The sequence below is a fragment of the Mesorhizobium sp. Arg314 genome (assembly GCF_053714275.1).
This window is the reverse complement of sequence record NZ_JBSKBP010000018.1, coordinates 55,924-74,590: the sequence shown is the minus strand read 5'-3', so window position 1 is coordinate 74,590 and position 18,667 is coordinate 55,924. Positions and strand designations below refer to the sequence as shown.

Sequence of the window (18,667 nt, the reverse complement as noted above, 5' to 3'; positions counted from 1 at the left end):
CGAATACTTGGACTTTGCAGCGCTTAGCGCTTCGAGAACTGGAAGCTGCGGCGGGCCTTCGCCTTGCCGTACTTCTTGCGCTCGACCACGCGGCTGTCGCGGGTCAGGAAGCCGCCCTTCTTGAGCACCGAGCGCAGGCCCGGCTCGTAGTAGGTCAGCGCCTTGGAGATGCCGTGACGCACCGCACCGGCCTGGCCGGAGAGGCCGCCGCCGATGACCGTGGCGACGATGTCGTACTGGCCGGCGCGGTTGGCCGCGACGATCGGCTGGTTGAGGATCATCTGCAGCACCGGACGCGCGAAATAGGCCGCGAATTCCTTGTCGTTGACAGTGATCTTGCCGGAGCCCGGCTTCACCCAGACGCGCGCGATGGCGTTCTTGCGCTTGCCGGTGGCATAGGCGCGGCCCGACTTGTCGAGCTTCTGGACATGCACGGGCGCGGCCGGCTGCGCGGCGACAGTGCCGAGTTCTGCGAGCGAGGAAAGCTCAGCCATTACGAAGCCCTCTTGTTCTTGGAGTTCAGCTTGGCCACGTCGAGCGCGACGGGCTGCTGGGCGGTGTGCGGATGCTCGGCGCCTGCATAGACGCGGAGATTCTTCATCTGGCGGCGGCCAAGCGGGCCGCGCGGGATCATGCGCTCGACGGCCTTCTCGACGACGCGCTCGGGGAAGCGGCCCTCGAGCAGCTGGCGCGCGGTGCGCTCCTTGATGCCGCCGGGATGGCCGGTGTGCCAGTAATAGACCTTGTCGGTGAACTTCTTGCCGGTGAACACCACCTTGTCGGCGTTGATGACGATGACGTTGTCGCCATCATCGACATGCGGGGTGAAGGTGGGCTTGTGCTTGCCGCGCAGATGGTTGGCGATGACAGTGGCCAGACGACCGACGACGAGACCCTCGGCGTCGATCAGCACCCACTTCTTCACCACATCCGCAGGCTTCTGCGAAAAGGTAGCCATGGTTTTGCTCTCAGGTTGACCTTTCCCGTCCTTGAGGGGCAGGAAAAGGCGTTTCTTGTTGCTTGGATTGACGGGAGAGCCGGAGCCACCCGCCAATAACAAAACGGCGGCCGTTTCGGGCCGCTGCTTCGAGAGGGCTTATAGGCGAGGGTGCCGGACGGGTCAAGGCAATCGAAAACGAGCTTGGCGAATAAAATAAAGCAAAAACAATATCTTGATAGGGTGGTATTATTTTACCGCATCATTGCCGCGTTTCCTCGGGATCGAGTAGGTGCCGGTGGCATGCGCGACGGTGTGTCCGTCCGGGCCCGCCACGATGTCTATGTCGAACACCATCAGGCTCTTGCCGAGCTTCAGGATCCGGCAATGGCCGTCGATCGGCCCGGCTCCGGCCTTGCGCATGAAGTTGATGTCGAGGTTGACCGTCACCGAAAGCGCGTCCGGTCCGGCGTGGCTGAGCACGCAGACATAACCGCCGATGTCGGCCAGCGTGAACAGCGAGGGCCCCGAGACCGTGCCGCCGGGGCGCAGATGCCGCTCATCGGCATTGAGCCGCACCGTGCAGCCGCCCGGAAACACGTCGATCGCCTCGTAGGAGGTGACATTGTCGTTGAGCTGCGGATAGACGCTCGCCATCAGCGCATTGACTTCGGCCGCGTTGAGCATCGGCTTCAAATTGCTTTGGGCGGGCATGGGCGGCGTCCTATATGAAATGGCAAGCTCCGGGCGATATGCCTGGACCAAACGGTGCGACGGAGAAAACACGCCTCACGGCTGTTCTTCAACCGGCAGCGTGCTAGTTCTGTTGCTCCATGCGCCGCGAGCGCCTGACCCGAGAGGTTTGGAAAGTGGCTGAAGTCGTTGCCATCAAGCCCGCCGTCGCCGACGGTCCCGTTCTTGTCAGCCAGGACAAAGGTGTTTTGCGCCTGACGCTCGCCAGTCCGCCGGCCAATGCGCTGTCGCTGGCGACGATGGCAGCGCTTCAGGCGGAATTCGATCGCGTGAAGACCGACAAATCCGTGCGCGTGATCATCCTGGCGGCATCAGGAAAAGTGTTCTGCGCCGGCCATGACCTCAAGGAGATGACCGCGCACCGCGCTGAGCAGGATCGCGGCAAGGCCTTTTTCGCCAAGACTTTCGCTGCTTGCGCTGCGTTGATGCAAACGATCGTTCGTCATCCCAAACCGGTTATCGCCGAGGTCGATGGCCTTGCCACCGCCGCCGGCCTGCAATTGGTCGCAAGCTGCGACCTTGCCATCGCCTCGCACGAAGCAACCTTCTGCACGCCGGGCGTCAACATCGGCCTGTTCTGCTCGACGCCCATGGTGGCGCTGTCGCGCAACGTCTCGCGCAAGCAGGCGATGGAAATGCTGCTCACCGGCGAGACGATCGACGCTGCGACGGCCAAGGAGTTCGGCCTCATCAACCGCATCGTGCCACGCGAATATCTGAATCAAGTCGTCAACAAATATGCGCAAACCATTGCTTCCAAATCATCTTTGGTCGTCAGGACCGGCAAGGAAGCGTTTTACGCCCAGGCCGAAATGGGGCTTGCCGACGCTTATGCCTATACCGGGCGCGTAATGGCGGAAAATATGCTGGCGCGCGACGCCGAGGAAGGCATCGGCGCCTTCATCGGCAAGCGCAAGCCGGAATGGAACGACGAGTAGCCGACTTGAATGGAGCCGCGCCATTCCATCGCTGAAGGCTCGACATGGCTGCCCGCAAGCAATTGACGCGGCTGAAAGCGCCCTATCTCAAGCGCATCCTGCTTGAGCCGTCGCGCGTCGCGGACTGGGACCAATATCCCCGGAGCCTACCGATCTTCCACACCCGCGAATTCGAGTTTGAATTCACGAGCGCCATCACCATTATCGTCGGCGAGAACGGCACCGGCAAATCGACGCTGCTCGAAGCCATCGGTGCGCTGGCCGGCTATGATGAGGCCGGCGGCGGCAAGGGCTATATGCCGGTCGATCATTCCATCGCGATCGACAAGAGCGGTGCGGCGCTCGCCGGCACGCTTCGCGGCCATTGGCTGCCGAAGGTGACCGCTGGCTGGTTCTTTCGAGCCGAATCCTTCTATTCCGTCGCACGCTATCTCGACAAGGCGGCACTTGAGGATCCATTTAAGCCGCCGCCACCCGATTTCCTGTCATGGTCGCATGGCGAGGGTTTTATCCGCTTTTTCGAGGAGCGTTGCCGCAGGCAAGGCATCTACATCCTCGACGAGCCTGAAAGCGCGCTGTCACCGACGCGCCAGATCGAGCTTTTGAAACTGCTCCGGCGCATCGAGCAGTCCGGCACCGCGCAGGTGATCATGGCCACGCACTCGCCGCTGCTGATGGCTTGTCCCAATGCCCGGCTCTTCCGCATCAGCCGCTTCGGCCTCGACCTTATCGATTTTCAGGACACCGATCATTTTCGCATGATGCGCGACTTCTGCAGCGATCCGGCTGCCTTTCTCGCCGAAGCGCTGTATGAGGACGAGGCATGAATCACGATACCTACGACAACAGCTACATCGCCGGCATCCTCAACTCGGTGAAGACGGTCGCCATGGTCGGAGCCTCGCCCAACGATGTGCGGCCGAGCTACTTCGTGCTGAAATATCTTTTGGCCAAGGGCTTTTCGGTGATCCCGATCAATCCCGGCCATGCCGGCAAGGAGATCCTTGGCCGCACGGTCTATGCCAGCCTGGCCGACTTGCCGCAACCGGTCGACATGGTCGATATTTTTCGCGCCTCCTCGGCCGTGCCGGGGATCGTCGATCAGGTGCTGAAGCTCGATCCGTTGCCCAAGGTCGTCTGGATGCAGCTTGGCGTGCGCCACGACGAGGCTGCCGCCCGCGCCGAGGCGGCCGGCATCAAGGTGGTGATGAACCGCTGCCCCAAGATCGAATATGGCAAGCTGTCCGGCGAGATCGGCTGGACCGGCGTCAATTCCGGCGTGCTGTCCTCGAAGAAACCCTTGATGCGCCCGGGTTTTCAGAGCTTCGGCGTGCGGCAGAAATAAGCAAGCGCAGCTCGCGCAAAATTATTCCGGGAAGAAATGCATTTTCTCGGGCGTTCGCCCAAGGTCGCACCCCGAAAGGTATTTTGTTCTTTGCATTCCCGGCCGGGCTTCGCCAAGAATGCCCGGCGATTTTCGAAGATTAGGAGAGGGAGATTTCGATGACCCGTACGCCCGGTTTCAACACTTTAGCCGTTCATGCCGGCGCAAAGCCGGATCCGGCGACCGGCGCCCGCGCCACACCGATCTACCAGACCACCTCCTTTGTCTTCGACGATGCCGACCATGCCGCGTCGCTGTTCGGGCTGAAGGCCTTCGGCAACATCTACACCCGCATCATGAATCCGACGCAGGCGGTGCTCGAGGAGCGCCTTGCCGCGCTGGAAGGAGGCACCGCGGCACTTGCCGTCGCTTCCGGCCACGCCGCGCAGGTGCTGGTCTTCCACAATCTGATGCAGCCCGGCGACAACTTCATCGCCGCCAACAAGCTTTATGGCGGCTCGATCAACCAGTTCGGCCATGCGTTCAAGAACTTCGGCTGGGAAGTTCGCTGGGCCGAAGCGAATGATCCGGCGACCTTCGAAAGCCAGATCGACGACAAGACCAAGGCGATCTTCATCGAAAGTCTTGCCAATCCCGGCGGCATCTTCGTCGACATCGAGAAGATCGGCGACATCGCCCGCAAGCACGGCCTGCCGCTGATCGTCGACAATACGCTGGCCTCGCCCTATCTGGTACGGCCGATCGAGCACGGCGCCGATATCGTCGTGCATTCGCTGACCAAGTTCATCGGCGGCCACGGCAATTCGATCGGCGGCGCCATAATCGACGGCGGCACGTTCGACTGGTCGAAGTCGGGCAAATATCCGATGCTGTCGGAGCCGCGTCCCGAATATGGCGGCCTTGTGCTGCACGAGACCTTCGGCAATTTTGCATTCGCCATCGCCGCGCGCGTGCTTGGCCTGCGCGACATCGGCCCGGCGATCTCGCCCTTCAACGCCTTCCTGATCCTGACCGGCCTTGAAACACTGCCGCTGCGCATGCAGCGCCATTGCGACAACGCGGCGAGTGTCGCCGGCTGGCTCTCCAACCATCCCAAGGTTGCCTGGGTGAACTATCCCGGACTGCCAAGCGACAAGAACAATGCGCTGCAGAAGAAATATTCGCCGCAGGGCGCAGGCGCCGTGTTCACCTTCGGCCTCAAGGGCGGCTATGCGGCCGGCGTCAAGTTCGTCGAGGCGCTTGAACTGTTCTCGCATCTCGCCAATGTCGGCGACACCAAGTCGCTGGTCATCCATCCGGCCTCGACCACGCATCGCCAGCTTTCCGACGAGCAGAAGGTCAAGGCCGGTGCCGGGCCCGACACGGTGCGTTTGTCGATCGGCATCGAGGACGTCAACGACATCGTCGCCGACCTCGAGCAGGCGCTCGGCAAGGTCTGATATGTCGGCCTTTCTTGCGGTCAATGTCGACAGCGTCGAACCGGAGGCCGGCGCGCCGGCCCTGGACCGGGTGATCTCGGGCGATCCGAAATTCCGCACCTGGAATGTCGAGGAGCGCGATGGCAGCCTCTATGCCGGCATCTGGGAAGCGACGCCGGGCAAATGGCGCATCGCCTATGAGGAATGGGAATTCTGCCACATCCTGTCCGGCGTCTCGGTGATCGCCGAGGACGGTGGCGAGGCGCGCACCGTGCGCGCCGGCGACAGTTTCGTGCTGAGGCCAGGCTTCAAGGGCACGTGGGAAGTGCTCGAGACGACGCGCAAGGAATATGTGATCCGGCTCTGAGTGCTTCGCAGCATTCAGAGCAGCCGGTCGACATCGCTGTCGGAAAAGCCATGTTGGCCCATCATCTCCCGGTGCCAAGGGCTTCCGAGAAGATCACCGAGGCATTGATCGACGCGCCGGCGCAGCGCGTCGCTGCCCTTGGCGAGAGCGAAAGCGCCAGCGGCGGGCTGCCGTTCAGAGGCCGGCACATCGATCACATCGAGCAACGCGCCCGGCCGTGCATTGACGTAGCCGCGATGCGCCATGGCGACGCTGGCATAGGCGTTGGCGCGGCCTGTCGCGACGGCTTCGGCGGCTTCGGCCTGCGTGGAGAAAATCCTAACCCGCTGCGGCGGCACGCCGTTCCGCAGCGCGGTCTGGTGCTGGATCTGGCCCGATATCACTGCGAGCACGGCGGAGGAGTGCCGGGCGATGGACGCATAGCCGCTCAACTCCAGCGGGTTGGCCCTGGCGACCATCAGCCCGTCAGACAGGGACCAGATCGGCTGTGTAAAGTCCACGAGCTTGCTTCGTTCCTCGGAGATGAACAGACCCGTCGTCATCTCCCAACGGCCCTCAACCAGTCCGGGAAGCAGTTCGGCGAACTCCGTCTCGATCGATGAAAAATGTTCCAGCTCGAGCACCTGGCAAATCTTCTCGGCGAGCATTGCGTCGCAACCGCCGAGCTTGCCGGCCGCGTCGGTGAAGCAAAAGGGCGGCTCCTGCAGATAGGCGAATTTCATGTCTAGCCTTCCGAACGACGATTTCAGCTGCTCGAGATGGATCCGTTCGCCGGTCAAAAGGCCACGGCAACCCGTTCCAGCCCATGGAAATGGTAAGTGTCGCGAAAGCGCGGCTCCTCGGCCAAACGCAGCTTCGGCAACCGGTCGAACAGCGTCTTCAGCGAGACCTGCAGCTCCAGCCTGGCCAACGGCGCGCCGATGCAGAAATGAATGCCGGCGCCGAAGGAGACGTTCTTCTGGTCCGTGCGGGCCGGGTTGAAAGTATCGGGTTCGGCAAAGGCCAGGGGATCGTGATTGGCCATGCCGAGCAGCAGCGCCACCATCTCGCCGGGCCTGACCAAAATGCCCGGCGAAACCTCGATCTCCTCATAGGCGTAGCGCAGGAACATGTGCAGCGGCGCGTCGTAGCGCAGGCATTCCTCGACCGCCGCAGCGTTTCTCTCCGGCGTTTCGAAGAAGCGGCGCGGATCGCCGCCTTGCGCCAGGATCGAGCGCACCGCATTGCCGGTCTGGTGCACGGTCGCTTCATGGCCGGCATTGAGGAGCAGGATGGCCGAGGACACCAGCTCGTCTTCCGAAAGCCTCTGACCGTTGTCCCGGGCTTCGATCAGCAGCGAAAGCAGGTCGTCGCCCGGCTTCTTGCGCCGCTCGCCGACATAGCCGCGCAGGAAGTCGGAAAAATCGCGCGCGGCGCGGTTGGCCGTGTCCTCGGTCTCGCGCGTGCGGCCATGCATATACATGGCGACCATCCTGTGCGACCAATCGAGCAGTTGCGGCCCCATCTCGACCGGAACGCCAAGCATCTCGGCGATAATGGTGATCGGCAAGGGCGAGGCGTAGGCGGGCAGAAGGTCGACGCCGTATGGCTCGAAGCGGTCGATCAGCTCGTCGGCTAGAGCCTCGACGCGTGGCCTGAGCCGCTCGACCTGGCGCGAGACGAAGGCGCGATTGACCAGCGTGCGCAGCCGCGTATGCACCGGCGGCTCCAGTTCCAGCATGGAATTGGCCTCGATCGCATCGAAAGCCACAAGGTGCAAGCGATCATCGCCCACGCCGCGGCTGTCGGGAATGCCGGCCGGGTTCTGGCGGCCGAAGCGTCGGTCGCGCAGCAAGCGGTTGACATCGTCGAAGCCGCCGAAACACCAGAAACCATAGTCTTCCCAGAAGAAGGCGTTGGCAGTGCCATGCAGGAAGGCGTAGGCCTCATAAGGGTTCTGCACGAAGGCCGGCTCGTGCGGGTCGAGACGCAGGCGGCGGCTCAAGGTGTCGAAGTCGAGATAGGCTGGCATCATCGTTGATCATTAGCGCGCCTTGTCAGCCCGATGCCAGACCGTATCTTGGCGCCCGTGAAGCCGAAGCGTTGAGCCAGGCGAGCCGGGAAGGGTGTTTTGATGAATGTGATCGTCGTCGGCGCGGGCATCGCGGGACTGTCTACGGCCTGGTCGCTGGTCAAGGCCGGCCATAATGTCTCGATCGTCGAGCAAGGGCCTATCCCCAACCCGCTCGCCGCCTCCGGCGATCATCATCGCATCATCCGCCGCGCCTACCGCGCCGGCACCGGCTATGGTCAGCTGATCAGCGAGGCCTATGATGCCTGGGACGAGCTCTGGGTCGATCTCGGCGAAAACCACCTCGATCCGCGCGGTTTCCTCTGCGTCTCGCGCGAGCCGGGCGACGAGGCAGAGGAATACCGCGAGGGATTGGAGGAGGGGAATTTCCCCTTCGAATTGCTCGATCCGGCGGCAGCTGTCGCGCGCTGGCCGTTCCTGGAACCGGGCACCTTCCGCTATGCCTATTTCTCTACCGAAGGCGGCGCGTTGCATTGCAAGAAAATCGCCGCCGCCCTGGCAAAATGGCTGCGCGCCCATGGCGCCAACGTCTATGAGAACAGCAAGGTGGTCGAGGTCGACGCCGATGGCGGCCGCATCGTGCTGGAAAGCGGCGAGACGATGCAGGCCGATCGCATCGTGGTGGCCGCCGGTGCCTGGGTGCTGAAACTGTTTCCGGAGCTCGGCGGCGAGCTGAAGACGTTTCGCACCGCGCTCGCCTATGTCGAGCCCCCGGCGGATCTCAAATCCGCCTGGGAAGTGGCGCCCGTCATCCTCGATGTCGGCGGCCTCACCGACGGCTATATGATCCCGATCACGCGCGGCGCCGGCATGAAGTTCGGCTCCGGCCTGCATAAAGTGCCGACCAGCGACGCCGACTGGAACCGCCAGCCGGTGCCGGGCGAGGGCGAGGTGATCCGCAACCTTTTCTCGCCGCCGATCGCCCGCATCTCCGAATACAAGGTGACCGAGGTCGTCACCTGCGCCTACACCTTTACCGCCGACGAGAAATTCCTCGCGCATGAGAAAGGCAAATGCCTGGTCGTCTCGGCCTGTTCAGGCCACGGCTACAAATTCGGCGCAAGTGTCGGGCGACGTGTCGCAAAAGCCATCGGAGACGGCGACATTGTCGGCTTGAAACGCTGGTTGCGCGCCGAAATGATCTAGTTGGATTGCCGGCTAATTTATCGACGTGATTTCAGTGCACCGTCTTCAGGATACCTGCCACCTTGGCGGCGATGGCCGCGTCAAGCGCCGGCCAGTTGGCGAGAAGCTCGCGGGGAAAACGGTAGGTGAGGCTGAGATCGTCGCCGACCTGGATGTCGCGTTCGCAGGGCGCCAGCGATTCTTCCGCGCTTGGCCCGCTCAGGCAGCGGGCGACGAATGGATCCTTGCCGGGACGTTCGGCGACGGCCAGCACCTCGTTCAGATAGCCTGATTTTTCAGCGAAGGCGTAAACCGTCGTGCCGCCAGGACCGGGCGTGCCCGGCTTTTCGATCAGGGCGCTGTAGATCGGCGCAAAGCGGCCGCTCATATCGCGCGACATCATCCGCGGCTCGAACGACAGGAAAACGATCTTCCTGGTCGTCGCGTGGTTGAAGTCGTCGCGCGCGGCCGTGCTGTAGCCGTCCATCTCGGGGTAGCGCAGATAGAGATCGAGCCGCGAGGCGATGCCGTCGCGCCTCGCCTGGTCGAAGCGGATGAAGTTTGCCGGCACGCTGATCAAATTGTTGCCCATGACGATCTTGCGCACCGTCGTGTCATCCGAATAACCGGCCATGGCGATTGACCGGCCGAGCCATTTGCCGCCCACGCTGATGGCCACCGAAAGCAGCGCCAGCGCCGCGAACGTACAGAAGACCCGCTTCATCAAGGTCGAGTCGACGACCTCGATGTCCGGGCTCTCGGCGACGCTTGCCTCTTTCATTCGCTCTTCCCCGATCCGCGCACCTGTCCTGCGGCGGCACAGTCTCGCGCGGCACGGCTCTTGCAGCGCGTTGGCACGACTGTGCGTTTTCATGGTAAACGGCTGGTAAACATGGATCCCGTTGTGCCTGTTCTTTACGCTTTTGCGGTTGGTCTCACGGCTTGCGGGCTGGTCGGATCGGCCATGGAACTGCTGTCCGGCCGCCGCCTGGCCTTTGCCGAACCCTATGTCTCGCCCGTCCATATCCTGCGTTCGCTGGCGGCAACGGCTTGCGCCGGGCCGTTCATGCTCACCAACGAGGCTTTGGCGGCCCGGCGCGAGGGCCGAATCGGCACGATGGCGCTGTTGTCCTGCGGTTGCACGGCCATTGCCTGGGCGCTGGCGCTCGGCGTCGTGGTGATCGCCATTGCTTCCTGGGCGACCGTCAACTTAGGGTCTTTCGAATTCTCTGGTTGAGACGATTCGGAGACGAAAATGCCGGTCTATGCGATCGATGGGAAAGCGCCCCGGTTCGAGGACGCCGACACGAACTGGATTGCGCCGGACGCGACGCTGATCGGCGATATCAGGATCGGCCGCCACGCCGGCTTTTGGTTCGGTGTCGTCATCCGCGGAGACAATGAGCCGATCGCGATCGGCGCGGACACCAATGTGCAGGAACATACGGTCATGCACACCGATCCGGGCTTTCCGCTGACGATCGGCGAAGGCTGCACGATCGGCCACAGGGCGCTGTTGCATGGCTGCACGATCGGCGACAACAGCCTGATCGGCATGGGCGCCATCGTGCTGAACGGCGCCAGGATCGGCGACAACTCGCTGGTGGGCGCCGGCGCCCTGGTGACGGAGAACAAGGTTTTTCCGGACAATTCGCTGATCGTCGGCTCGCCCGCCAAGGTGATAAGGACGCTGGACGCAGCGGCGATCGAGCGCCTGCGCGTCTCGGCCGCCCACTATGTGGCCAACGCCAAACGATTCAAAGCCAAACTGAAGACAGTTTGACAGCGACGAGCTGCTTCGCGCACCATCACGCGCGGCGGCTGTCCATCGCTTCACGCAGCAGGGAAGCGCCGGCGTCGAAGCCGGCCTGCTCCGCGCCTTCCAGCGCCGTTTCATAGTCGTCGATGCGGGTCCTCAGCGACGGGTCCGCGCCTGAGAGGAGCAGCACGCGGATCGCGTCAGTGTCACGCCGGGACACCGCATAGTGCAGCGGCGTCCAATCGTTCACGCCACGCATATCGGGGTCGGCGCCATGCTCGAGCAGGATACGAATGACGTCCAGCCGGTCCGGCCGTTCCGTCGACAACGCGGCAATGATCGAGGGAAATCCGGCAGGATCCTGATAATTCGGGTTCGAGCCGGCATCGAGCAAGGCGGTGATGAACGGGGCCGGGCTCCAGTAGATCGCATATTCCAGCGGATGGCCAAGGCCGAGCTCGAACGGCATCCTCTCGTCGAACCAGCGCACTGAACCGCCGAGCAACCTGCCAAGGCCGTCGAAGTCGCCCGCCTTGAAGGCGTCGTCTATGGCTTTGAACAACAAGTGGCGGGCACCGCGATCCTCAGGGACTTCCAGCATGGCCTTCATCCGCAACGAACGGGCCATACTGCTCCCATCCGCCCCGGTTCGGAAGGCCTGCGGGCCGATCGCGCCTCAGCAGGACGGAGCCGATCCGTTGACCCTCGACAGGCTCGGCCAGAAATAGCGGAGCCGGCCCCGGGGACAGGGGCCGGCTCCTAAAACCCGGTCGTTGGGGACGGGGAGGGTGGGGACTCGACCGGGCTTTCTCCCTAAGCGCGCCGCATCAATGCGGCGCGCTTGACCGCTTCATGCATGCCTCTGCCCTAAACCGCCATGCGCTGAAGGGCGACATGCTCTCGCGTCCTAGCGGACGCTGGCGACGGCGTCGTCGCGGCCGTCGTTGATGGTGACCCAAACGCCCGAATTCTCACTCGATTGACGCTTGAGATAGGTGTAGACCGTATCGTTCCAGGCGAGCACTTTCGGCTCGAGATTGTCGAGGATGAATTCGCCGAGGCTGGTGCGCACGGTCAGCACGGCATGGCCGTCGCCGTTCGGCTGGCGCACCACCGTCATCAACAAATTGCCGGCCGGGACGCCGGCCGCCATCAGCTCGCGGCGCTTCTCCAGCGCGTAGTCCTCGCAGTCGCCAACGCCCTTATCGGGATAGGCCCAGTATTCCTCGACACCGTAGATCTCCATGTCGGTGCGCGGCTTGACACGGGTGTTGACCGAATTGTTGACGTTGACGATCGTCGCCCACAGTTTGCGCGTCAGCTCGACAGGAGTTCCCCTCGGTGTCCGCTCGTTGCATTCGACCGGGATGCGCTGACAGAAATCGTAGTGACCGACTGGCTGGGTGGTGCGGCCACCCGTATGCATGAAAGCCGGTGCTGCGCTTGCCGTTCCCCACGCGGAAAGCTGCATCGCCATTGCCAAGAGCAACAGCTTGCCCCTCGTCATTTTCATTGTGGTAGTCTCCCCGTTTGAGAAGACTGTGCCACGTTGGGATTTATTTGACGCAAAAACCCGAAGTAGACATTGAGTAAAACGCCAATAGAATAAACATAAAAGTTGAACTATCGCGATCCCGGATTATTCAGTTTTTACGCGGCTCGCATGAGGTCCTGATGGCGCGCCTGCGGTCTGCGTCCGGTCCGCCAAAAGCCAGGCAACAAAAAACCGGCCGTTAACGGCCGGTTTGCTTCGCGCCTGCGGTGCGGTCGTGTCAGGACCGCGGCGCGTTGAATTCCTGATCCAGGGTTTCCGGCCGCTGGATGACGGCGAACTCTATGGCGACGCCATCTTCGAAATGGCGCACCACCTGGCCGCGCATCGTTCCGAGCATGACCTGGATGCCGATCGCCGGCTTGACGTCGATCTCGATCGCTGCGCCGGAAAGCGACAGGTCGATGATGCGGCACTGATACTGGCGCCCGTCGGTGAGCTGCAGGACGCTCATCGGATTGCGTGGCGCCACGCGCTCGTGGCGACGATCTTCGGGCAGGTCGAGTTCATGCTTGTTGGCAAGCCAGGTGAGCTGCGCGGCAAGCTTGTCCTTCTTGCGATCGGAGGCGATGACGGTCATGGCGAAACCGTCCTGCGACGTGCGCGTCACGACGCCTTCGACGCGACCGATATGATCGATATAGGCGATGACCTTCTCGCCCGGCATGCCGATGCGATCAGTACGCAGCGCAACATTGCCGGGTGACATATCGATCACCTGGCATGGATGCTCGGTGCGGTCTTCCAGCATGAAACGCCCGTAAATCTTGACCCGGACACGCTGAAAGTTACGCCGCTCAGCTCGTGACGGCGCATATTCTACCGCCGCTGACCTCATGACTGCCTACACCCCGTTGGCATTCCCCGCGACGATGCGAGGAATTTCACCCAAAAACTACAGCGAAGCAGGTTAACAAACGGGAAAAGTCGGCCACGAAAGCCTAAGCCGGGAGGCTGGTAAAAGGGGGAAAAACCAGCCGCGAGCGAGGCAAAAGCCGCGCGCGGCCGAGCTCATTCATGACGCCCGCCATCGAGGACGACGAGATGGCGGATGCGGCGCACGCGGCCGAGCGCCGAAATGGTTTCCGGCGGATCGAATTCGGACGGAACGAGCGAGGGAACCTCGATCGCCGGCCGGTTCTTCAGGAACATCGGCTCCTTGTCGGGATCTATCACCCGGATCGTGTCGATGAGCGCATCGGCGAGCGGGTCGGCGCCCAGCCAGAACGGCTTGTCGGCGGTGCTGATGATGCCGAGGCAGCGCGGGTTCTCGGCGCCTCCGTCCAGCGGCAGCGCCAGGAGCTCGAATTTGTTGGAGCGGCCGCTGCGGCTGAACCCCTCATAAGTCATGAGCAGGACTGATTTCTGATGAAAGACGCCCTGCATGAGCCGCGACACCAGCCGCTGGTCCTTCTCGCGCCAGAGCGACGGAAAGGAGAAGCCTTTGAGCTCGCGGCCGTAATAGGCGCAGAGCCTTGTGCCGGCCAGCCGGAACACCGCTTCGCCACGCGTATCGCGCTCGAGGATGAATGTGTCGGCCAAAAGCGACTTGATGTCAGCCGGCTCCACCTCCGATCGCTTCGGGGCGAGGCGACCATCACGCAGCCGGTTCCAATATTGGAACAGCGCGACCGATCCTTTTTCATTCATTTCCGTTCCGCTCCGCACAATCTGTCTTTTGATGTCCCATCGGCGAACAGACAGGGCGCCCTCCGATGACCTTCATGCGGTGCGGAGCAGGATGCGTGCCAGTATCGTTAACGTTTGTTCACGCCTCGGGGTCGTTAAGGTTAACAACTGGTTTACATTGCGCGCCGCTGAAGCCTGTGGCACATCAAAACCACTCCAAAACGGTCGTTCTCGCAGCGATCGGCAGCACTTCAGTCGCGAGTTTATGGGGATCAGGGGACTCGACCGGCCGTTCAGGGAAATCCTGGACGGCCTTCTTTTTGATTCGTCCCGGTCTGATTCGCTCCCTTTCCGCTCGGCGGCTGTGGCGATTGGCTGTTTGTGATTCGAACGGGCGTGATCTACATGCTCGCCGAAAACCCCGAGTCCGAGACCCGCAAAGGCGCATGAGCGAACCGGTAAGCCCGACTGAAAACGAACCGCTGCCGGATGAGGCTCCCGAGCCGCTTCGTCGCGAGCCGGTGTTCAACCTGCCGCCTGCGGTGCTGGCGGTGATCGGCATTTGCGTGGCGGTCCATCTGGTGCGCGTCTACCTGCTCACCGACGCTCAGGACTTTGCGCTGCTTGTTCGAGCGGCCTTCGTCCCCATTCGCTATTCCGGCCGATACGACATTGATTTCTATGCCTTTTCCAGTCCCTTCACCTACGCGTTCCTGCATGGCGGCGTGGCTCATCTGTTGATCAACATGGTCTGGCTTGCCGCCTTTGGCTCGCCTTTGGCCAATCGATTTGGCACACTTCGCTTCGCATTGTTCTTCGCCATGACGAGCCTCGCCTCGGTCGCACTCTTCTGGGCGCTCCATCCGCTTGGCGAGGTACCGCTGGTCGGCGCGTCCGGCGCCATTTCAGGAATGATGGGCGCGGCGGCGCGCTATGGCTTCCACGTCGACCGCTCGTCTGGCACGGCGGCCTTCTCCGGCGAACCCTTGCCGATCGCGGCCGTTTTGCGCTCGCGCGGCGTCATGACCTTTCTGGGCGTCTGGATGCTCATAAATCTGGCTACCGGTCTGCTCGGCTTCGCGCCGGGTATCGACGGCCAGATCGCTTGGGAAGCCCATATCGGCGGCTTCGTCGCCGGCTTTTTCGGGTTGCGCTTTTTCGACCGTCCATTGCCTGCGGTCTGAGACCCGCTTCCACTTGAAATGCAACCAATCACGGCGCACGATGTTGCTAGTGCACGTTAGCCAAAAGTGCGTAGCGGTTTTGGAAGAACGACATGCATCAAAACACAAACTTAAAGCGCGCTTCGACGCGCTTTGAGCCACCCGGTGTCTTCCTAAGGGCGCCGGGGCGGAAAGCCGGTCAGGGCATGAGCCGGCGTCAAAGGCAGTGGAGGACGCCATGACGGTTAAGGCAATTCTTGAAAGCAAGGGCCATGACGTGTTCACGCTCGGGCCCAATGAAAAACTCAGCGAGGCCATTCGCATGCTGGCCGAGCACAGGATCGGCGCGCTCGTCATCACCAATGGCGATCGCAAGATCGTCGGCATTCTCTCGGAGCGCGACATCGTGCGGGTGGTGGCCAAGGAGGGCGCTGCCGCGCTCGACATCGCCGTGCGCTCGGCGATGACGCCAAAGGTCAAGATCTGCAACGAGAACCACACCGTCAACGAGGTCATGGAGATCATGACGAAGGGCCGCTTCCGCCATTTGCCGGTGGAAAAGGGCGGTATGCTCGACGGCATCGTTTCCATCGGCGACGTGGTCAAGCGCCGCATCGAGGATGTCGAGCGCGAAGCCGAGGAGATCAGGGCCTATATCGCCACCGCTTGAGGTGGCCGCGGAAGGACGGCGCGCGGCTTTGCGCTTGTCTCGCAGGGCGGTTTGCACTAGCGAGTGACTTTCACTTTAGACGTGAAAGTCACGTTTCGCGAGCTAGCAGGCCTCCATGAGCATCATCGACACCCGCACCCCTGACGCAAAACGCCTGCTCCCCGGCGCCACCGGCGACTGGGAAATCATCGTCGGGCTCGAAGTGCATGCGCAAGTGATCTCGGAGGCCAAGCTTTTCTCCGGCGCCTCGACCTCATTCGGCGCGGCGCCCAACGCCAATGTCAGCCTGGTCGACGCGGCGATGCCCGGCATGCTGCCGGTCATCAACGAGGAATGCGTCAAGCAGGCGATCCGCACCGGGCTCGGGCTGAAAGCCGAGATCAACCACAAGTCGGTCTTCGACCGGAAGAATTATTTCTATCCGGACCTGCCGCAGGGCTACCAGATATCGCAGTTCAAGCAGCCGATCGTCGGCGAAGGCAAGGTGACCGTCTCGGTAGGGCCCGACCGCCAGGGCGAATTCGAGGATATCGAGGTCGGCATCGAGCGCCTGCATCTGGAACAGGACGCCGGCAAGTCGATGCATGACCAGCATCCGACCATGTCCTATGTCGACCTCAACCGCTCCGGCGTCGCGCTGATGGAGATCGTCTCCAAGCCCGACATCCGCTCGGCCGACGAGGCCAAGGCTTATGTGACGAAGCTGCGCACCATCATGCGCTATCTCGGCACTTGCGACGGCAACATGGACGAGGGTTCGCTGCGCGCCGACGTCAACGTCTCTGTGCGGCGCCCGGGCGGCGCCTTCGGCACGCGCTGCGAGATCAAGAACGTCAACTCGATCCGCTTCATCGGCCAGGCGATCGAATCCGAAGCGCGCCGGCAGATCGCCATCCTCGAGGACGGCGGCAAGATCGATCAGGAGACGCGGCTGTTCGATCCGAGCAAGGGCGAGACGCGCTCGCTGCGCTCCAAGGAAGAAGCGCATGACTATCGCTACTTCCCGGATCCGGATCTTTTGCCGCTGGAGTTCGACCAGGCCTATGTCGACGCGCTCGGCAAGGACCTGCCGGAACTGCCCGACGACAAGAAGGCGCGGCTGATTTCGTCGCTGGGGCTGTCGACCTACGACGCCTCGGTGCTGGTGTCGGAAAAGCCGATCGCCGACTATTTCGAGAAGGTGGCTTCGGGTCGCGACGGCAAGCTCGCCGCCAACTGGGTTATCAACGACTTGCTCGGCGCCCTGAACAAAGCCGGCAAGGACATTGAAAATGCTCCGCTTTCACCTGAGCAGCTCGGTGCAGTCATCGACCTGATCAAGGAAGGCACCATCTCCGGCAAGATCGCCAAGGACCTGTTCGAGATCGTCTGGAACGAAGGCGGCGATCCGCGCGAGCTCGTCGAGAGCCGCGGCATGAAGCAGGTCACCGACACCGGCGCCATCGAAAAGGCGGTCGACGAGGTCATCGCCGCCAACCCGGACAAGGCCGAGCAGGCGCGCGCCAAGCCGACCATGGCCGGCTGGTTCGTCGGCCAGGTGATGAAGGTCACAGGCGGCAAGGCCAACCCGCAGGCGGTCAACGACCTCGTTAAGGCCAAGCTCGGCATCGAATAGAGCAGTGTTCGTCCGCACCGTCAGCGAGCGTGATCTGGGCGCCGTCCGGGCGCTGCTGGTCGAGACCTGGCACGCGACCTATGACGCCATCTACGGCGTCGAGCGGGTTACTGCGATCACCGACGACTGGCATTCGATCGCCTCGCTGAAGGCACGGCTGACGCGGCCGAATTCCGAGTTCCTGGTAGCTGACGACGGCAAGCGGCTTGGCGGCATGGCTTTCGCCGCCGCCACCACCGACCCGAAGACAGTCCTCCTGAACCAACTCTACGTGCATCCGGCCTGCCAACGACAAGGGATTGGACAGTCGCTGCTCGCCGAAGTCATGGCCAGTTTTCCCGAGATGCGTACGCTGCGCCTCGAGGTCGAGGAGGCGAATGCCGCGGCGATCATCTTCTATGAGGCGAACGGGTTCCGGCCGGTAGGCAGGACAGCGGATTGCGGCGGCAGTTCGGGATTGCCCGCGCTTATCCTGGAAAAGCGGCTCGGCTAGATCGCCGGCGAGCATCCCTATTTCATCGCGCGGTTTTGATTTGATCGCGCCGATCCAGATGATCAAGGCTGCTCTCGCCGGCGCCGTACCCTCCATAAGGCAGGGCGTTGCCCGCAAGGGGGACAACCATGCCGAGCTTGCCGGAACTGATGCCGACCGAGGTGTCGGATGAGACTTTCGGCGGCGTGACCTATCACGTCGCCGGCGAACTGGTGCCGGTGCTGTCGGTTGATGTGACCAACATGCCGGTCTATTTCGAGCACCACATCCTGTTGTGGAAGAACACCACGATCACGATCGGGCTGAAATCGCTGAAGGGCGCGCTGAAGCGCATGATCGCCGGCATGCAGATTTTCGTCACCGAAGCGTCAGGGCCGGGCGTCATCGCGTTCAGCCGTGACGGCCCGGGCCATATCGTGCCGATCCATCTTCGGCGCGGCGAGGAGATCCAGGTGCGCGAGCACCAGTTTCTCGCCGCCACCGCCAGCGTCGACTACACCTTCGAGCGCGTGCGCGGCCTTGGGACGATGCTGTTCGGCCAGAGCGGCTTCTTCATCGACCGCTTCCGTGGCGAGGCCGGCGACGGCATCGTCTGGCTGCATGGCTACGGCAACGTCTTCGAAAAGATGCTGGCGCCCGGCGAGACCATCGACATCGAGCCGGGCGGCTGGCTGTTCAAGGATGCCTCGGTCAGGATGGACACCAGGATCGACCGGCTTTCCAGCGGCTTCTTCGGCGCCAACATGAACTTCGTCGTCAACCGCTTCACCGGTCCTGGCCGCGTCGGCATCCAGTCGATGTATCTGCACATGCCGTCGGAAGAGTAGCGCCG

General features: G+C 62.6%; 23 protein-coding genes. 13 read left to right on the top strand and 10 right to left on the bottom strand.

What is annotated here, in order from left to right:
* Positions 1 to 23: 23 nt before the first annotated feature.
* From rpsI to ACWGS9_RS20180, 3 genes are all read right to left on the bottom strand, one after another.
* On the bottom strand, positions 24 to 494 hold the full coding sequence (gene rpsI / locus ACWGS9_RS20190; RefSeq protein ID WP_112099693.1) for a 30S ribosomal protein S9: 471 nt from the start codon (positions 492 to 494) through the stop codon (positions 24 to 26).
* Positions 494 to 958 (bottom strand): 50S ribosomal protein L13, encoded by a 465-nt coding sequence (gene rplM, locus ACWGS9_RS20185; protein WP_320308199.1) that lies wholly within the window; start codon positions 956 to 958, stop codon positions 494 to 496. Before rplM ends, rpsI begins: the two co-directional genes overlap by 1 nt.
* Positions 959 to 1,186: 228 nt before the next feature.
* Positions 1,187 to 1,651 carry a PaaI family thioesterase gene (locus ACWGS9_RS20180; RefSeq protein ID WP_454506888.1) on the bottom strand — a complete coding sequence of 155 codons (465 nt, stop codon included), beginning with the start codon at positions 1,649 to 1,651 and terminating at the stop codon, positions 1,187 to 1,189.
* 155 nt (positions 1,652 to 1,806) lie between these two features.
* On the opposite strand from ACWGS9_RS20180, the gene ACWGS9_RS20175 reads away from it, so the two are divergent.
* The 5 genes from ACWGS9_RS20175 (at position 1,807) to ACWGS9_RS20155 (ending at position 5,758) form a co-directional block, all read left to right on the top strand.
* On the top strand, positions 1,807 to 2,628 hold the full coding sequence (locus tag ACWGS9_RS20175) for an enoyl-CoA hydratase (protein ID WP_454506887.1): 822 nt from the start codon (positions 1,807 to 1,809) through the stop codon (positions 2,626 to 2,628).
* Positions 2,629 to 2,672: 44 nt separating this feature from the next.
* The gene (locus ACWGS9_RS20170) at positions 2,673 to 3,455 is read left to right on the top strand and encodes an AAA family ATPase (protein WP_454506886.1); all 783 of its coding nucleotides are present in this window, start codon (positions 2,673 to 2,675) and stop codon (positions 3,453 to 3,455) included.
* Positions 3,452 to 3,973: a CoA-binding protein gene (locus tag ACWGS9_RS20165; RefSeq protein ID WP_454506885.1), complete on the top strand. Its 522-nt coding sequence runs from the start codon at positions 3,452 to 3,454 to the stop codon at positions 3,971 to 3,973. The genes ACWGS9_RS20170 and ACWGS9_RS20165 overlap by 4 nt, the downstream gene beginning before the upstream one ends.
* 158 nt (positions 3,974 to 4,131) lie before the next feature.
* Positions 4,132 to 5,412, top strand: a complete 1,281-nt coding sequence (locus tag ACWGS9_RS20160; protein WP_454506884.1) for an O-acetylhomoserine aminocarboxypropyltransferase — start codon at positions 4,132 to 4,134, stop codon at positions 5,410 to 5,412.
* 1 nt (position 5,413) lies between these two features.
* Positions 5,414 to 5,758 (top strand): cupin domain-containing protein, encoded by a 345-nt coding sequence (locus ACWGS9_RS20155; RefSeq protein WP_454506883.1) that lies wholly within the window; start codon positions 5,414 to 5,416, stop codon positions 5,756 to 5,758.
* Between the two features lie 14 nt (positions 5,759 to 5,772).
* Here ACWGS9_RS20155 and ACWGS9_RS20150 read toward each other — a convergent pair whose 3' ends face one another.
* Positions 5,773 to 6,480 (bottom strand): transporter substrate-binding domain-containing protein, encoded by a 708-nt coding sequence (locus ACWGS9_RS20150; protein ID WP_454506882.1) that lies wholly within the window; start codon positions 6,478 to 6,480, stop codon positions 5,773 to 5,775.
* Positions 6,481 to 6,533: 53 nt separating this feature from the next.
* Positions 6,534 to 7,772, bottom strand: a complete 1,239-nt coding sequence (locus tag ACWGS9_RS20145) for a cytochrome P450 (protein WP_454506881.1) — start codon at positions 7,770 to 7,772, stop codon at positions 6,534 to 6,536.
* A 99-nt stretch (positions 7,773 to 7,871) separates the two neighbouring features.
* Between ACWGS9_RS20145 and ACWGS9_RS20140 the strand changes: the two genes are divergently transcribed.
* A complete protein-coding gene (locus tag ACWGS9_RS20140; RefSeq protein ID WP_454506880.1) occupies positions 7,872 to 8,975 on the top strand; it encodes an NAD(P)/FAD-dependent oxidoreductase in 1,104 nt (367 codons plus the stop codon).
* Positions 8,976 to 9,006: 31 nt separating this feature from the next.
* On the opposite strand, the gene ACWGS9_RS20135 is transcribed toward ACWGS9_RS20140, so the two are convergent.
* Positions 9,007 to 9,735 (bottom strand): hypothetical protein, encoded by a 729-nt coding sequence (locus tag ACWGS9_RS20135; RefSeq protein ID WP_454506879.1) that lies wholly within the window; start codon positions 9,733 to 9,735, stop codon positions 9,007 to 9,009.
* A 111-nt stretch (positions 9,736 to 9,846) separates the two neighbouring features.
* Between ACWGS9_RS20135 and ACWGS9_RS20130 the strand changes: the two genes are divergently transcribed.
* Together ACWGS9_RS20130 and ACWGS9_RS20125 are read left to right on the top strand one after the other, a co-directional pair.
* Positions 9,847 to 10,191 carry a DUF6949 family protein gene (locus tag ACWGS9_RS20130; RefSeq protein ID WP_454506918.1) on the top strand — a complete coding sequence of 115 codons (345 nt, stop codon included), beginning with the start codon at positions 9,847 to 9,849 and terminating at the stop codon, positions 10,189 to 10,191.
* 18 nt (positions 10,192 to 10,209) lie between these two features.
* On the top strand, positions 10,210 to 10,737 hold the full coding sequence (locus tag ACWGS9_RS20125; protein ID WP_454506878.1) for a gamma carbonic anhydrase family protein: 528 nt from the start codon (positions 10,210 to 10,212) through the stop codon (positions 10,735 to 10,737).
* 25 nt (positions 10,738 to 10,762) lie between these two features.
* Here ACWGS9_RS20125 and ACWGS9_RS20120 read toward each other — a convergent pair whose 3' ends face one another.
* The 4 genes from ACWGS9_RS20120 to ACWGS9_RS20105 form a co-directional block, all read right to left on the bottom strand.
* Positions 10,763 to 11,341: an ankyrin repeat domain-containing protein gene (locus ACWGS9_RS20120; protein WP_454506877.1), complete on the bottom strand. Its 579-nt coding sequence runs from the start codon at positions 11,339 to 11,341 to the stop codon at positions 10,763 to 10,765.
* Between the two features lie 279 nt (positions 11,342 to 11,620).
* Complete coding sequence (locus tag ACWGS9_RS20115; RefSeq protein ID WP_454506876.1) at positions 11,621 to 12,226, bottom strand: transglutaminase-like cysteine peptidase; 606 nt, start codon at positions 12,224 to 12,226, stop codon at positions 11,621 to 11,623.
* A gap of 259 nt (positions 12,227 to 12,485) precedes the next feature.
* Positions 12,486 to 13,103 carry a PilZ domain-containing protein gene (locus ACWGS9_RS20110; protein ID WP_320213998.1) on the bottom strand — a complete coding sequence of 206 codons (618 nt, stop codon included), beginning with the start codon at positions 13,101 to 13,103 and terminating at the stop codon, positions 12,486 to 12,488.
* 173 nt (positions 13,104 to 13,276) lie between these two features.
* A complete protein-coding gene (locus ACWGS9_RS20105) occupies positions 13,277 to 13,915 on the bottom strand; it encodes a PAS domain-containing protein (RefSeq protein WP_454506875.1) in 639 nt (212 codons plus the stop codon).
* A 425-nt stretch (positions 13,916 to 14,340) separates the two neighbouring features.
* Between ACWGS9_RS20105 and ACWGS9_RS20100 the strand changes: the two genes are divergently transcribed.
* The 5 genes from ACWGS9_RS20100 (at position 14,341) to ACWGS9_RS20080 (ending at position 18,662) form a co-directional block, all read left to right on the top strand.
* The gene (locus ACWGS9_RS20100; RefSeq protein WP_454506917.1) at positions 14,341 to 15,078 is read left to right on the top strand and encodes a rhomboid family intramembrane serine protease; all 738 of its coding nucleotides are present in this window, start codon (positions 14,341 to 14,343) and stop codon (positions 15,076 to 15,078) included.
* 217 nt (positions 15,079 to 15,295) lie between these two features.
* A complete protein-coding gene (locus ACWGS9_RS20095) occupies positions 15,296 to 15,727 on the top strand; it encodes a CBS domain-containing protein (protein WP_454506874.1) in 432 nt (143 codons plus the stop codon).
* 115 nt (positions 15,728 to 15,842) lie between these two features.
* Positions 15,843 to 17,342, top strand: coding sequence for an Asp-tRNA(Asn)/Glu-tRNA(Gln) amidotransferase subunit GatB (gene gatB, locus ACWGS9_RS20090; protein WP_454506873.1), 1,500 nt, complete (start codon positions 15,843 to 15,845; stop codon positions 17,340 to 17,342).
* Positions 17,343 to 17,346: 4 nt separating this feature from the next.
* Positions 17,347 to 17,835 carry a GNAT family N-acetyltransferase gene (locus ACWGS9_RS20085; RefSeq protein WP_454506872.1) on the top strand — a complete coding sequence of 163 codons (489 nt, stop codon included), beginning with the start codon at positions 17,347 to 17,349 and terminating at the stop codon, positions 17,833 to 17,835.
* Between the two features lie 128 nt (positions 17,836 to 17,963).
* Positions 17,964 to 18,662, top strand: a complete 699-nt coding sequence (locus ACWGS9_RS20080) for an AIM24 family protein (protein ID WP_454506871.1) — start codon at positions 17,964 to 17,966, stop codon at positions 18,660 to 18,662.
* The last annotated feature ends 5 nt before the right edge of the window (positions 18,663 to 18,667 follow it).

What these genes read in the sequence shown, in the direction of transcription:
- ACWGS9_RS20100 (WP_454506917.1), top strand. Translation starts at nt 14,341, where the DNA reads ATGAGCGAACCGGTAAGCCCGACTGAAAACGAACCGCTGCCGGATGAG.
- ACWGS9_RS20135 (WP_454506879.1), bottom strand. Translation starts at nt 9,735, where the DNA reads ATGAAAGAGGCAAGCGTCGCCGAGAGCCCGGACATCGAGGTCGTCGAC.
- rplM (WP_320308199.1), bottom strand. Translation starts at nt 958, where the DNA reads ATGGCTACCTTTTCGCAGAAGCCTGCGGATGTGGTGAAGAAGTGGGTG.
- ACWGS9_RS20130 (WP_454506918.1), top strand. Translation starts at nt 9,847, where the DNA reads ATGGATCCCGTTGTGCCTGTTCTTTACGCTTTTGCGGTTGGTCTCACG.
- ACWGS9_RS20105 (WP_454506875.1), bottom strand. Translation starts at nt 13,915, where the DNA reads ATGAATGAAAAAGGATCGGTCGCGCTGTTCCAATATTGGAACCGGCTG.
- ACWGS9_RS20140 (WP_454506880.1), top strand. Translation starts at nt 7,872, where the DNA reads ATGAATGTGATCGTCGTCGGCGCGGGCATCGCGGGACTGTCTACGGCC.
- ACWGS9_RS20160 (WP_454506884.1), top strand. Translation starts at nt 4,132, where the DNA reads ATGACCCGTACGCCCGGTTTCAACACTTTAGCCGTTCATGCCGGCGCA.
- rpsI (WP_112099693.1), bottom strand. Translation starts at nt 494, where the DNA reads ATGGCTGAGCTTTCCTCGCTCGCAGAACTCGGCACTGTCGCCGCGCAG.
- ACWGS9_RS20125 (WP_454506878.1), top strand. Translation starts at nt 10,210, where the DNA reads ATGCCGGTCTATGCGATCGATGGGAAAGCGCCCCGGTTCGAGGACGCC.
- ACWGS9_RS20115 (WP_454506876.1), bottom strand. Translation starts at nt 12,226, where the DNA reads ATGAAAATGACGAGGGGCAAGCTGTTGCTCTTGGCAATGGCGATGCAG.
- ACWGS9_RS20095 (WP_454506874.1), top strand. Translation starts at nt 15,296, where the DNA reads ATGACGGTTAAGGCAATTCTTGAAAGCAAGGGCCATGACGTGTTCACG.
- ACWGS9_RS20120 (WP_454506877.1), bottom strand. Translation starts at nt 11,341, where the DNA reads ATGGCCCGTTCGTTGCGGATGAAGGCCATGCTGGAAGTCCCTGAGGAT.
- ACWGS9_RS20180 (WP_454506888.1), bottom strand. Translation starts at nt 1,651, where the DNA reads ATGCCCGCCCAAAGCAATTTGAAGCCGATGCTCAACGCGGCCGAAGTC.
- ACWGS9_RS20155 (WP_454506883.1), top strand. Translation starts at nt 5,414, where the DNA reads ATGTCGGCCTTTCTTGCGGTCAATGTCGACAGCGTCGAACCGGAGGCC.
- ACWGS9_RS20080 (WP_454506871.1), top strand. Translation starts at nt 17,964, where the DNA reads ATGCCGAGCTTGCCGGAACTGATGCCGACCGAGGTGTCGGATGAGACT.
- ACWGS9_RS20110 (WP_320213998.1), bottom strand. Translation starts at nt 13,103, where the DNA reads ATGAGGTCAGCGGCGGTAGAATATGCGCCGTCACGAGCTGAGCGGCGT.
- ACWGS9_RS20150 (WP_454506882.1), bottom strand. Translation starts at nt 6,480, where the DNA reads ATGAAATTCGCCTATCTGCAGGAGCCGCCCTTTTGCTTCACCGACGCG.
- ACWGS9_RS20145 (WP_454506881.1), bottom strand. Translation starts at nt 7,772, where the DNA reads ATGATGCCAGCCTATCTCGACTTCGACACCTTGAGCCGCCGCCTGCGT.
- ACWGS9_RS20170 (WP_454506886.1), top strand. Translation starts at nt 2,673, where the DNA reads ATGGCTGCCCGCAAGCAATTGACGCGGCTGAAAGCGCCCTATCTCAAG.
- gatB (WP_454506873.1), top strand. Translation starts at nt 15,843, where the DNA reads ATGAGCATCATCGACACCCGCACCCCTGACGCAAAACGCCTGCTCCCC.
- ACWGS9_RS20165 (WP_454506885.1), top strand. Translation starts at nt 3,452, where the DNA reads ATGAATCACGATACCTACGACAACAGCTACATCGCCGGCATCCTCAAC.